Origin of the sequence: Bacillus sp. FSL W8-0645 (assembly GCF_038007905.1) — a bacterium.
Lineage (GTDB): Bacteria > Bacillota > Bacilli > Bacillales > Bacillaceae > Bacillus > Bacillus pumilus.
On the sequence record NZ_JBBOYC010000001.1, the window covers coordinates 2,205,638 to 2,218,492 of the forward strand.

At 41.7% G+C, this 12,855-nt stretch carries 15 protein-coding genes, 1 pseudogene and 1 riboswitch; of the genes and pseudogenes, 2 read left to right on the forward strand and 14 right to left on the reverse strand.

Translation table 11 applies throughout. From position 1 onward, the window contains the following. Positions 1-19 precede the first annotated feature (19 nt). The 7 genes and pseudogenes from NST39_RS11210 to NST39_RS11240 form a co-directional block, all read right to left on the reverse strand. Positions 20-373 carry a GNAT family N-acetyltransferase gene (locus NST39_RS11210; protein ID WP_003215830.1) on the reverse strand — a complete coding sequence of 118 codons (354 nt, stop codon included), beginning with the start codon at positions 371-373 and terminating at the stop codon, positions 20-22. Between the two features lie 113 nt (positions 374-486). Next, complete coding sequence (gene ribH / locus NST39_RS11215) at positions 487-951, reverse strand: 6,7-dimethyl-8-ribityllumazine synthase (protein WP_012010433.1); 465 nt, start codon at positions 949-951, stop codon at positions 487-489. A 47-nt stretch (positions 952-998) separates the two neighbouring features. Continuing rightward, positions 999-1,604, reverse strand: a pseudogene (ribB, locus tag NST39_RS11220) (3,4-dihydroxy-2-butanone-4-phosphate synthase); the annotation flags it as partial. 11 nt (positions 1,605-1,615) lie between these two features. After that, entirely contained in the window at positions 1,616-2,266 is a 651-nt protein-coding gene (ribE, locus tag NST39_RS11225) for a riboflavin synthase (RefSeq protein ID WP_113767377.1), read from the reverse strand. Positions 2,267-2,520: 254 nt separating this feature from the next. Then, a riboswitch (FMN riboswitch) is annotated at positions 2,521-2,662 on the reverse strand. 103 nt (positions 2,663-2,765) lie between these two features. After that, on the reverse strand, positions 2,766-3,110 hold the full coding sequence (locus NST39_RS11230) for a hypothetical protein (protein WP_003215701.1): 345 nt from the start codon (positions 3,108-3,110) through the stop codon (positions 2,766-2,768). A 224-nt stretch (positions 3,111-3,334) separates the two neighbouring features. Next, complete coding sequence (locus tag NST39_RS11235; RefSeq protein WP_003215556.1) at positions 3,335-3,568, reverse strand: DUF2164 domain-containing protein; 234 nt, start codon at positions 3,566-3,568, stop codon at positions 3,335-3,337. 157 nt (positions 3,569-3,725) lie between these two features. Beyond that, positions 3,726-4,307 (reverse strand): TetR/AcrR family transcriptional regulator, encoded by a 582-nt coding sequence (locus NST39_RS11240; protein ID WP_217012291.1) that lies wholly within the window; start codon positions 4,305-4,307, stop codon positions 3,726-3,728. Positions 4,308-4,557: 250 nt separating this feature from the next. Between NST39_RS11240 and NST39_RS11245 the strand changes: the two genes are divergently transcribed. Next, positions 4,558-5,814 (forward strand): MFS transporter, encoded by a 1,257-nt coding sequence (locus NST39_RS11245; protein WP_341028456.1) that lies wholly within the window; start codon positions 4,558-4,560, stop codon positions 5,812-5,814. Positions 5,815-5,850: 36 nt separating this feature from the next. Here the strand turns inward: NST39_RS11245 and NST39_RS11250 are convergent, their stop codons facing one another. Further along, on the reverse strand, positions 5,851-6,288 hold the full coding sequence (locus NST39_RS11250; protein WP_003215505.1) for a peptidylprolyl isomerase: 438 nt from the start codon (positions 6,286-6,288) through the stop codon (positions 5,851-5,853). Positions 6,289-6,608: 320 nt separating this feature from the next. Here NST39_RS11250 and NST39_RS11255 point away from each other — a divergent pair, with 320 nt between their 5' ends. Continuing rightward, positions 6,609-7,493, forward strand: a complete 885-nt coding sequence (locus NST39_RS11255) for a DUF1002 domain-containing protein (protein WP_003215933.1) — start codon at positions 6,609-6,611, stop codon at positions 7,491-7,493. A 39-nt stretch (positions 7,494-7,532) separates the two neighbouring features. Here the strand turns inward: NST39_RS11255 and lysA are convergent, their stop codons facing one another. From lysA to spoVAC, 6 genes are all read right to left on the reverse strand, one after another. Beyond that, positions 7,533-8,858: a diaminopimelate decarboxylase gene (gene lysA, locus NST39_RS11260; protein ID WP_003215489.1), complete on the reverse strand. Its 1,326-nt coding sequence runs from the start codon at positions 8,856-8,858 to the stop codon at positions 7,533-7,535. 116 nt (positions 8,859-8,974) lie between these two features. Continuing rightward, a complete protein-coding gene (locus NST39_RS11265) occupies positions 8,975-10,447 on the reverse strand; it encodes a spore germination protein (RefSeq protein ID WP_341028461.1) in 1,473 nt (490 codons plus the stop codon). Next, positions 10,401-11,009, reverse strand: coding sequence for a stage V sporulation protein AE (locus NST39_RS11270; protein ID WP_341028462.1), 609 nt, complete (start codon positions 11,007-11,009; stop codon positions 10,401-10,403). Before NST39_RS11270 ends, NST39_RS11265 begins: the two co-directional genes overlap by 47 nt. Positions 11,010-11,015: 6 nt before the next feature. Next, positions 11,016-11,366 carry a stage V sporulation protein AE gene (gene spoVAE / locus NST39_RS11275; protein WP_007501045.1) on the reverse strand — a complete coding sequence of 117 codons (351 nt, stop codon included), beginning with the start codon at positions 11,364-11,366 and terminating at the stop codon, positions 11,016-11,018. After that, positions 11,366-12,382, reverse strand: coding sequence for a stage V sporulation protein AD (gene spoVAD, locus NST39_RS11280; protein ID WP_044141070.1), 1,017 nt, complete (start codon positions 12,380-12,382; stop codon positions 11,366-11,368). Before spoVAD ends, spoVAE begins: the two co-directional genes overlap by 1 nt. 12 nt (positions 12,383-12,394) lie before the next feature. Beyond that, positions 12,395-12,847 carry a stage V sporulation protein AC gene (gene spoVAC / locus NST39_RS11285; protein ID WP_065098331.1) on the reverse strand — a complete coding sequence of 151 codons (453 nt, stop codon included), beginning with the start codon at positions 12,845-12,847 and terminating at the stop codon, positions 12,395-12,397. Positions 12,848-12,855: the final 8 nt, after the last annotated feature.

Here is a 12,855-nt window from a genome sequence, read left to right on the forward strand (position 1 = left end):
GCTTTTACATGTGTGATATTTAGTTTGTTTCGCTGTGACACTTATGAAAGAAGCCTTGCGTTAATTCATTTGGAATGAGTGTTTTGGTTTTGAATACCTCTTCCACGGCTAAAACCATTTCCTTGCCGATTCCTTGATCTCGATGGGATGGATTCACACTAATATGCTCGATTTGTACTTGGTCGTCTGTTTTCAACACACCAATAGCACCTACAATATCCTCGCCATCTTTCCAAAGGAACAGCTGCCGATTTTCATCCATTTCATATGACTTCATCGTCTGCTGAAGCTGTTTGACGTCTTTCTCACCCGGCATGAAGGAGAGTAGCCCCATGGCAATTTTTTCAAAAGACCTCTTATAACGAATTAACATATATACCCCTCAATATTCAAATTATCCTTATGTCCAGCAAATGTCTCACGAATCATTTGCTCATCACACATTATAAACATTTTTATACCGTTTTTAAACTCTTTTTCACTAAATTAACGAAAGGTACGGTTGAGATTCGCCATTTCAATGGCAGCTGCAGCCGATTCGCTGCCTTTATTTCCAGCTTTTGTACCGGCTCTTTCGATAGCTTGTTCAATGGATTCTGTTGTTAGTACACCAAAGATAATCGGTACCCCTGTTGACATGGCACTTTGAGCAATTCCTTTAGCGGCTTCATTACAAACATAATCGTAGTGAGTTGTTGCGCCCCGGATTACAGTTCCAAGTGTAATGACGGCATCGTATTTCTCTGTTTCAGCGAGTTTTTTTGCCATGTACGGAATTTCAAAAGCACCCGGTACCCACACGACATCAATATCGTCACCGTTTGCTCCGTGTCTGAGCAATGTATCTTCTGCTCCATCAAGCAGTTTACTTGTAATAAAGTCATTAAATCTTGCGACGACAATTGCAAATTTTAGTCCTTCTGCTACTACATGCCCTTGTATTGTATTCATATGTTGATCATCCTTTTTTGTGATTTTTATTTTGTTTCGATCGTTGCTGTTTCTTTATTATTTAAATAGGTCTGCAATGCTTCTATTGTCAGCATTTTTAAACCGTGCTGTTTTTGGATCTCTTTTAGTTCTGGAACGCGCGCCATTGAGCCATCTACATTCATAATTTCACATATGACACCCGCTGGCTCTGAACCTGCCAGTTTCGCAAGATCTACTGCCGCCTCCGTATGACCTGGTCTTTCTAGTACACCGCCTTCTTTTGCAATGAGCGGAAATACATGACCTGGGCGGGCAAATTCTTCTGGTGTTGCGTCTTTATTTAACATGGCTAGCATAGTCGTAGAGCGCTCAAAAGCACTAATACCAGTCGTCGTTTTTACATGATCAATGCTCACTGTAAATGCTGTATGGTGAGCATCTGTATTTTCTTCTACCATTGGATGCAGGTTCAGGTGTTTGGCAATCGACGCATGGACCGGTGTACAAATGAGGCCTCTTCCATGTAAAGCCATAAAGTTAATCACTTCAGGCGTGGCATGCTCAGCAAGTGCCACAAAATCTCCTTCGTTTTCTCTGTCTTCATCATCCACAACGATAATGATTTCTCCTTCTTTTAGAGCATTTACTGCTTCTTCTACTGAATGATACATACAATCGCCTCCTAGAATCCGTGCTCTTTTAAAAATGATGGGGTCAATCGGGATGGCTGCTTTTCGCCTTGTTCTTTTGTTAAAAAGCGATAAATATATTTACCGATCATGTCACACTCTATATTCACGATCTCTCCCATAGATTTAGTCGGGAAAATAGTTCCTTCAAGCGTATGGGGAATAATAGAGACTGTGACGTGTGAATCTTGCAAATCGAAAATGGTTAAGCTGACACCATCTATTGCGATCGAACCCTTTTGCGTGAGCATATCTGTGAGGGTCTTTTCCATCTCTAAATCATAGTAAATGGCATTACTTTTCTTTTCTATTCGGGTAATGACTGCTGTCCCGTCAACATGTCCTGAGACAAAATGACCGCCGAATCGTCCATTCGAGGACATGGCCCGCTCTAAATTCACTGGACTGCCTGATGTCAGCTGATCCAGTGATGTCGCTTTGACCGTCTCTGGCATCACATCTGCTGCGAACTGTGCTTTTGTAAAGCTTGTGACTGTAAGACATACACCATTGATCGCAATACTGTCTCCAAGGTGAACATCTTCTAGCACACGGCTGCACTGAATGACAATTTCCATGGCATCTGCTGACTTTTTGCTTAATGACTGAACGGTGCCTACTTCTTCAATTATCCCCGTAAACATGTGATCCTCCCTTTCTTTTCATTTGTATTTCTCACTTTATAAAAAAGCGATGTTAGGGACATGTGATCGATTGAGCACCTTCGTCGCTTTTTATGGTCCATACAAGGTAGATGAGGGATCACCTAATAAACACTGCATGCCGGTCTATTAATTACATGTACATACAGAAAGCCCCGGAAAAAATTCCGGGGCTGTGGCTTTTTTGCATCAGAAATAAAACTATGATCAACAAATATTTTTTGTTCATAGCTTTCTTTATCCTTCTCCCATCCAGACTTTCACTGTCGGCTTCAGCTTTTCACTGAATCAACCGTTAATAAATTAACGGGTCACGGGCTGTAAAGCATTTGCTTTATTACCGTCGGTCGGGATTTTCACCCTGCCCCGAAGGATACAATCGATATTTAGCTGTCCTTGGGGCTATTATAGCGATCCTTGTTGTCAAATGCAACAATCAAGATTTCTCACAAAAAAGCCTCCTTATAGGAAAGGAGACTTGTTAATTAACGACTTTTACTACTTTTATAAGACCATCTATTCTCTTTTCATTACTAAAGTAGGCTTTAATACGATCACCTTTCTTCAAGTCGGCCACATCATCTTCGAATTTCTTTCCACTAAAAATGATTTTTGTGCCGTTTTTTGCTTGACCGTAATATTCATCTCCGTCAATTTTCGTAATGGTATATTCATAGATGGTATAATCTTTATCATTATTTGTTAAGCTTTCACCAATGGCTGTTGGCACATCTTCAATTTTCATGCCATTCATGTATAAATAACCTGCACCTAAACAAAGCAGTAAAACAAATAAGATGGCCATTTTCAATTTAATTTTCCCCATATTTAGAACCTCCATCATCTGCACTTCGCCTATTTGTATGTTTTATTCCTTCTTTTGATGAAATAAAACCAAAAAAGCTGATTCCCATTAATGGTTACTTATATAACGATTGAGATGGACCTTTGGTTCCACCTTTTCATCATTACATATGATACGAATATGCGTTCTTTATTAAGGGGGTCTCTTTCCTCTTTATCAGTTAGCAAGGTACACATCATTAATGATCATCTTTTTTCGAGTGCGAATAAATCTTCCTCTAACAATTGCGATCTCTGAACAGCGATGTTCCGGCTGTCACGAACCCCTTGATTATAATAATAGCTTCCAAGGTTTTTTGTGATAAATTCTAGTATATTGATGGCTGCTAATTCACCAATTTCTTCTTCTCGTTCTTCGGCAAAATAACGCTGAATGGCAATCATCATTTGATTTTTTTCTTCTTTTGTTAATGGTTTCAAATTATCTCCTGCTTTCTTTCAGCATGACCACGGTTTTTAGATTTGTACTGACAATGTGGCGACACCCACAAATACGAATGTTTGTTCTCTTATCATATCACAAAATCGAATTTTGTCCATCACTCTTATAGTAGGAGGATGCCATAGCATGTTGTCATTATTTTAATATGGAAAGTATCGTCGCTACAGAATGATCTACAAATGAACGCTCTGGACGAGATTTCATGAGGACGGTCAGTCCAATGAAAGAAACGACCAGTGTTTGTGCTAAAGCTTTAGCATTCAGGCTTCTTTTGAGCTCACCCGAGCGAATACCTTGAACAATTCTTTCTTCGAAAATGACGGAAAGATACATCTGATGCTCTCTTGTAAGAATTTCAAATTTCTCTTCGTGTGGCGCAAGTTCCACTATTGTATTGATGCAAAAACACCCTTTACTCGGACCATCTCTATACTCCTCTTCTACTAAATCTGCAAATAATGCATGAAATGCTTCCTTGACAGAAAGATTGTTTTGAAGTTTTGTTCGAATATGGGCAGCATGCTGCTTTGTGTATTTGCGTAATGCGGCCTCAAATAATTCCTCTTTATCTCCAAACGCTGAGTATAAACTTGGCCGCTGTATTCCCATTTTTTCAGTCAAATCACTTAATGTAGTGGCCCTATACCCCTTTTCCCAAAAAAGCACCATTGCCTCATCCAACGCTTTTTCCTTGTCAAATTCCCGTTGTCGAACCATCAGCAATTCCTCATTTCAACATTAAAATTTCTTCACAAAGTCAGGCATCTATTTTTTGATATTATTCTCTATTTGATTACCAATCGGTATATTATAATTTTATTTTATCGACGTATGATTGTCAAATTGCCTTCCTCTTTCAAGATGAAAGTATTGACTTTAAAATGTTTTGTTGGTTATCCTTAACAGGAATCATAATATACCGATCAGTATATTATACTTTTTAGTACAAAAGGAGACGACGACATGCATGGTGAAAGAAAAAATCACTTCCATAGAACATCTTGATTTGGAAACGACTCATTTACAAAACAAACCGAAACAAGCGATGACTCGCTATATGGCTCTGCTTTTTGCGTCAGCCTGCGGGATGGCAGTTGCAAACATATACTTTGCACAACCGTTATTAGACTCCCTCGCATCCGAGTTTGGCATCACCTATTCATCCATTGGCATCGTCATTACGATTACTCAGCTTTGTTATGCACTAGGACTGCTACTGATCGTACCACTTGGTGATCTGTTCAATCAAAGGCGGCTCATCATGACTCAGATGCTTGTATCCGTATTATCTCTGATTCTAGTCGGCATCGCCCCTACTGCCACCGTCCTGTTCATAGGGCTGGCTGCCGTCGGCATGCTTGCTGTGGTCACTCAGGTACTCGTAGCGTTCGCAGCGACATGGGCTGCTCCTGAAGAACGAGGCCGTATCGTGGGCTTGGTTCAAAGTGGCATTGTGATTGGTATTCTTCTCGCACGAACGTTTGCTGGTGTACTAACTGATCTCGCCGGCTGGAGGTCAGTCTATCTCGTGTCTGCCGTTATGATGCTCATCATAACCGCCGTGTTATACCGGTATCTCCCACGCACTGCCAGCAAGAGAGCGTCTATATCCTATATGAAGCTGCTTGCTTCAATGTTTACATTGTTCAGACAAGAACGAATTCTTCGCATCCGAGGCATACTGGGTTTACTGATCTTTATCGTGTTTGGCACGTTGTGGACTTCGCTCGTGCTGCCTCTCAGCAGCTCGCCATACAATCTTTCACATACGGCGATTGGTGCATTTGGTCTTGCCGGAGTTGCTGGTGCATTAGGCGCTGCTCGGGCTGGAGGCCTTGCTGATCGAGGCTTAGGACAATTAACAACTTGTATAGCCCTTGTCCTATTACTTGTTTCATGGTTTTTTATCTTTTTCACTGAATATTCACTTATTTTATTAATCATCGGTATTATTATTCTTGACCTATCTGTGCAGGCTGTACATGTGACCAACCAAAGTATGATTTTCACAGTGCTGCCTGAGGCGAGAAGCCGGCTCACTGCTGCTTATATGATTTTTTACTCCATCGGCAGTGCGACTGGTTCCATTGCTTCCACTAGCATATACGCAAACAATGGCTGGAGCGGAGTATGTTTATTTGGCGCCTCTATTAGCGCCATTGCCCTTTTATATTGGTTCATCACCTACCGCCTCACGGAACAAATAACCGTAAAATCAGATTGATAATAAAAAAACACCGCGTTTAAGCGGTGTTTTGGATTAAGCATCGAAAACTTCGACTTTTTCCATTCCTTGGCCTTGTTCCATATCTAGAACAGCCTCGATACCAGATGTTACTTTGCCAAAAACAGTGTGAACACCGTTTAAGTGCGGCTGCGGGTCATGGACGATAAAGAATTGGCTACCGCCCGTGTCTTTACCAGCATGCGCCATTGATAATGAACCTCTTTCGTGTTGATGTGGATTCCCTTCTGTTTCACATTTAATTGTGTAACCAGGACCACCAGTTCCATTACCGTTTGGATCGCCACCTTGGCTTACGAAGCCTGGGATAACGCGGTGGAATTTCAATCCATCGTAGAAGCCTTCATTCGCTAATTTTTCAAAGTTTGCTACTGTACCTGGAGCAGCCTCTGGGTAAAGTTCAAACTCAAGTTTCTTACCATTCGTTAGTTGTATGTATCCTTTTTTCGCCATTTTTCACATTCTCCTTTCAGGTTAAACAACGCTCATTATAGCACATTTTCGGTCATGTTAAACATCCCCTGCTCTTGATTGTGATTTACCTCTTTTCTTAGGATTGATACAATAGAAGAGCTTGATCCTTTTTTCCTATTAAATTGGTGACAGAATGAGCAACATGTCTTTATTTTTTGGAAAAGGAAAACATCTTAAAAAGAAAATTGAAACGTCGAATCGATTTGTTACGTCTATATGATGGAGTACATTTCTTTACGTGTACTCAAAAGATGAGTTTCTCTTGAAAGAGGAACCCTTTCGACTTGAAGGAGGTCAACATGTTTAAAAAATCAATGCTTAGTATGATGGCAGCGCTCCTTTTCCTCATTGGTGCGCCAAAAGTCAGCTTAGCGGATGCAGCTGTCGGCGATGTCATCGTCACACTTGGGCAAGACTTAACTCCGGCTGATCGCCAGAAGGTGCTTGACGAGTTGAATCCACCTGAAAATGCGACAAAAATTGAAGTAACCAATAAAGAAGAGCATGAATATTTAGGAAAGTATATCCCTCGTTCTTCTATCGGGACGAGAGCATTATCATCTTCATCTATCACCATTGAAAAATCAGGTACTGGTCTGACTGTGGATACACATAACATCAAGACCATTACAGATGAGATGTATTTAAATGCTTTAATGACAGCCGGTGTCAAGGATGCCAAAGTTGTTGTGACTGCACCGTTTGAAGTTTCTGGTACAGCCGCACTGACGGGTTTATTAAAAGCCTATGAAGTGTCTAGCGACAAAGCCATTCCAGAAGATGTGAAGCAGGTAGCAAACGAAGAGCTTGTGACAACGTCTAAATTGGGTGACTCCATCGGGAAAGACAATGCTTCTGCCCTTATCGCAAAAATCAAGGATGACATTGCGAAAAATGGTGTCCCTAAAACAACAAAAGAAGTAGAAGAAAAAGTGGATCAGGCTGCTTCTGATTTAAACTTAAATCTAACGCAAGATCAAAAGGATCAGCTTATTTCTCTATTCGATAAAATGAAGAACATCAATATCGATTGGAACCAGGTAGGATCTCAAATCGATAAAGCAAAAGACAAGATTACGAAATTCATAGAATCAGATGAAGGGAAAAACCTACTTCAAAAGATTTGGGATTTCTTTGTCTCCATTTGGAACGCGATCGTCTCTGTATTTACTGGAGGAAAATAAGTCATTATAAAAAGCTGCCTGATGTACAGGCAGCTTTTTTTACGTAGATGATTTCACTTTTGATTGATACGGTAAATCAAGTTTGACAATATCCGCATATGTTTCACGTTCAACCACAAGCTGCGCTTCCCCGTCTTCTACAAATACAACAGCCGGGCGCGGGATGCGGTTATAGTTATTTGACATACTGTAGCCGTAAGCTCCGGTACAAAAGACAGCTAATAAATCTCCTTGTGATAACTCTGGCAGATCGATATCCCAAATAAGCATATCTCCGCTTTCACAGCATTTCCCTGCAATAGAAACTGTTTGATTGTGCGATTGGCTCATTTTGTTGGCACTTGCCGCTTCATATTTCGCTTGATATAAAGCTGGACGAATGTTGTCACTCATTCCCCCATCTACCGCAACATAATCGCGAATGCCAGGTACGTGTTTTGATGAACCGATCGTATAAAGCGTTGTCCCTGCGTCACCAACAAGAGAGCGGCCTGGCTCAATCCAAATCTCCGGCATATCAAACTCATAGCGTGTCACGTTCTCTTTTACAGCTTGGATAATTTTCTCGACGTATTCTGTCGCAGGAAGTGGTTCATCTTCTTCTGTATAACGGATGCCAAAGCCGCCGCCTAAGTTTAACACGGTCGAAATAAAACCAAATGATTCTCTCCATTCATCCAGCTTCAAAAAGATCTTGTCTGCTGCAAGGACAAAACCAGCTGTATCAAATATTTGTGAACCAATATGGCAATGAACGCCTAACAGCTCGATCACTTCTGATCCAAGTACTTGTTTCACCGCTTCATCTGCTTGTCCATTGTGAAGGTCAAAGCCAAATTTGGAATCCTCTTGGCCTGTTGTAATGTAATCATGCGTATGCGCTTCGACACCTGGTGTGATACGCAGCAGCACTTTCACCTGTTTTGACAGCTCTTGACCAAGCTCTTCAATGAGCTTCATTTCGTAAAAATTATCTACAACGATACAGCCGATCTCGTGCTCTAACGCCATTTTTAATTCATCTCTACTTTTATTGTTGCCATGGAAATGAATTTTTTCTACCGGAAACCCAGCGCAAATGGCTGTGTGAAGCTCCCCGCCTGATACGACATCAAGAGATAATCCTTCTTCCTTGGCAAGCTGAAACATCGCGATGGAGGAAAATGCTTTACTCGCATATGCTACCTGCGCTTTTAACTCTTCTTCTATAAATGCTTTTTGAAAGCTTTTTGCACGCTCCCGTATTAAAGCCACATCATATACATAAAGTGGTGTCCCATACGTTTCAGCTAAAGAAACGGCATCAACACCACCAATTTCTAAATGACCGAGTTCATTTTGTCTGCAAGTGCCGTGTAAATACAATGTCATTCCCTCTTTCTCCGCCTCGGCTGAAAAAAGACAGCTGCGTGAGCTGCCTTTTTGCCGTTTCTCAAAGTTAAAAATACAATATCACAATCTTCAGCCACTTTCAATGAGCGTTAAGAATTTGGCGGAATTTTTGATCTGTTTTGAGGGTGAACAATGCTTGGCCTTACTTTTGAGCCAGGAACAGACGTCCGAATCAGCACTTGCCACAAAGCCTTCCCATTAAAAGGAATAAATGGCCACATATAAGGCGTCTGCAATGAACGAATGGATGTTAAGTAGATGAGTAACAACGTAAAACCAATGATGAGTCCATTCAGCTTAAAGATCGCCACGAGCGCTAATATGATGAGTCGTACAATCTTATTGGCGACACTCAGCTCATAGCTTGGGGTTGTAAATGTACCAATTGCCGCTAGTGAGACGTATAAAATAACCTCTGGTGTAAATAAACCGACATCAATGGCAATTTGCCCAATTAAAACAGCCGCAATCAGCCCCATGGCGGTCGACAATGCAGTTGGCGTATGAATCGCAGCCATCCTTAAAAATTCCACCCCAAAATCAGCTAGAAATACTTGTAAAATCACTGGAATATGGGACGGTTTGTTAAAGCCAATATAGCTTAAATGATCTGGCAGAAGACTTGGTTCAAGGATAAACAGAAACCAAATTGGTAAAAGAAACGTTGAACATAAAATGCCTAAAAAGCGTACCCATCTTAGGAACGTACCAACTGCGGGTGCTTGGCGATATTCTTCTGCATGTTGAACGTGATGAAAAATGGTGGTTGGCGTAATGATGACACTAGGAGATGTATCCGTAATGATGATGACATGCCCTTCTAGTATATGGTTAGCGGCGACATCTGGACGCTCGGTGTAACGTACAAGGGGAAAGGGATTGTATCCTTGTTTAATAATGAATTCTTCAATTGTTTTATCAGACATCGTCAGCCCGTCGACTTTGATTCCTGACACTTCTTTCTCTATGATATCGACAAGATCTGGGTCCGCAATATCTTCAATGTAGCAAACACATACATCTGCTTTCGAACGTTCGCCTACTTTGAGCATTTTGTATCTCAGTTTTTCATCTCGCACCCGTCTTCGTATGAGTGCTGTATTGACAATAATGTTTTCAACAAAACCGTCTCTTGCGCCCCGGACAACCTTTTCTGTATCCGGCTCCTCTGGCATTCTGCCAGGATAGCTTCTGACATCAATGATAAATGCGTAGTTTTCACCTTCAACTACAACTGCCACAAGGCCCGACAGCACTTGATCTACCGCTTCATCAAGTGTTTCAACCTTTGAGACCTGCTGATTGACAAGACGATTCTCAATCACACGGGCCATGTCATCTGATTCAGGTTCATTGTCATTGATTTCAACTAGCTCTTTTAATAAGTAGATGACATACTGTGTGTCACACAGTCCATTTACATAGTAAAGTTGGATTTCCTGATCGTGTATATAAATTTTCCGCACGCCAAGGTCAAAGCTGAGACCCATTCCGACATTTTCTTTAAAGTAATCTTCATTTTTCTTCGGATCTCGGTACACGTTTACCGTGTCTTTCTTCATGGAAACCACTCCTTTCTAAAATTAATTCAACTGCTTTCATTGTGATCGGAGATCCTTTGCTCAGATCATCTTTCCGCCCCATTTTGCCAATATCTCCAATTCCAACAACAAACGGAAGATCAAGCGAGTCAAGACAATACACGGTATCTCCGCTCATTTTATGAGGCTCCATTTCGGGAAGACCATGCTTGTCGACACCGTATTCTGTCAGTTCACCCTCCCGGTCAATGGAAACATGAACCTTTGTCCATTCAGCTTGATGCGTTTTGGATGCAACGGCGATCGCCCCAATGACTTCAATTTCAGGATGACGCGCCACATGCTTCATCGCTATCTCCCCTGTTCCTTCACCTGTCAGGCCAGAATCATCAAACATGACAAACACTGGATCATTCGGCGCTTTTAAAATCATCTGCACAAGTTCAGGTCCTGTTCGTTTGCTTGGATTTCCTTTTGAGCTGGAAATACATCGCCCACCGACATTTTTAGCAGCAAGCTCAATGGTTTTGGCAGCATATATATCTCCGTCTGTCACTAAAATGACTTTCCGTCTTTGCCCCATATTAGGTTATCCTTTCGGTTTAAAGATAAGAGCGATAATAAATGAGAATAAAATTGCAGCTGAAATTCCAGCAGAAGTTAATTCAAAAATACCGATCCCGATTCCGATGAACCCGTGTACATCTGCCTGATGCATCGCCCCATGAAGCAAGCTATGACCAAAGCTGACGATTGGTACGGTTGCGCCCGCACCTGCAAATTCAATAAATTTATCATAAATACCGAATCCGTCTAAGATGGTACCCGCCACAACAAAGGTGGTCATGACATGTGCAGGCGTAAGTTTGAGTACGTCTAGTAAAAGCTGGCCAATGACGCAGATAAGTCCGCCTGCAACAAAAGCGATAAGATAATCCATTAGCTCTCTCCTCCTGCACGCTCAAATACGACACCGTGCGCAATGGTTGGAATGGTCTCTTTTTGCTGGACCATCATTGGACTTAGAAGCGCTCCGGTTGCCACAACGAGTACTCTTTGCAGATTCCCTGCTTTCATTTCTTGAAAAATGTGACTAAATGTCACAACAGCTGAACAAGCACAGCCGCTCCCACCAGCGAATACATTTTGATCGGGTGTATAGATGATTAAACCGCAATCATCATGCTTCCTCCCAAGCTGAATGCCTTCTTCCTTCAGAAGATCCTTTAAAATTGGTGAACCAATACCAGATAAATCCCCTGTTAAAATCAGATCGTAATCGTCCACCGTTCTTCCGAGGTCTTCTAAATGCTGCTTGATGGTATCTGCCGCTGCCGGAGCCATGGCCGATCCCATGTCAAATGGATCTGTAATTCCAAGATCCATCACCCTGCCTACTGTAGCGCTTGTAATTTGAATTGGAGAGGGCTCTTGGCTAATAATAACGGCCCCGCTCCCAGTGACGGTACTTGTGGCTGTATCTGGTTTTTGTCCCCCGTATTCTGTTGGATTACGAAATTGGCGTTCTGCCGTTGCATTATGACTGCTTGTCGCTGCAATAGCTCTATTGGCAAAACCGCCATCAATGAGTGCTGACGCAATGGCGACCGATTCCATTGAGGTTGAGCATGCCCCAAACAAACATAGAAACGGGATTTTCAGTTCTCTCGCCACATAGTTTGCTGTGACGTTTTGATTGAGTAAATCTCCTGCCAGCAATAGATCAATATCGCTTTTTTGCAAATTTGCTTTTGATAAAGCACTGGATATCGCATCTTCCATCAGTTTTCTTTCAGCCATTTCCCAGTTCTTTTGATCACAATGGATTTCGTCATACGTTTTATCAATTAAATGACCAATCGGTCCTTCTTTTTCTTTCGGCCCTGCAGCTGTTCCCTCTGCATTGACGTAAAGCTTGTGCTCAAAAACCCAAGATTGTTTACCTGTTAGTTTCACGTTTCATTCCTCCTACGAAAACATCTTTTCCAAGACGTATCGAATGATCCCTACGACATATGCCGAAACGACACCAAATACAATGACGTTCCCAGCAAGCTTAAACATATTGGTGGCAACCCCTAAAACAAGCCCTTCACTTCTATGCTCAAGGGCAGCACTTGTCATACTGTTTGCAAATCCTGTCACCGGAACAGCCGATCCCGCTCCGGCAAACTGGCCGATTCTATCATAAATACCGATACCAGTTAATATAGAAGAAATTAAAATGAGGGTCGCCACTGTTGGGTTCCCTGCTGTTTTTTCATTAAAATCAAAAAAGTGAATATAGAAATTTTGCAGCCCCTCGCCTATGGCACAGATCAATCCACCAACAAGAAAAGCCTTGATGCAGTTGAGGACATAAGGAGGTTTGGGCTGATACGTTTTCACCTTAGATGGATAGTTCTCTTTTAAACTCGACACGGTTGTTC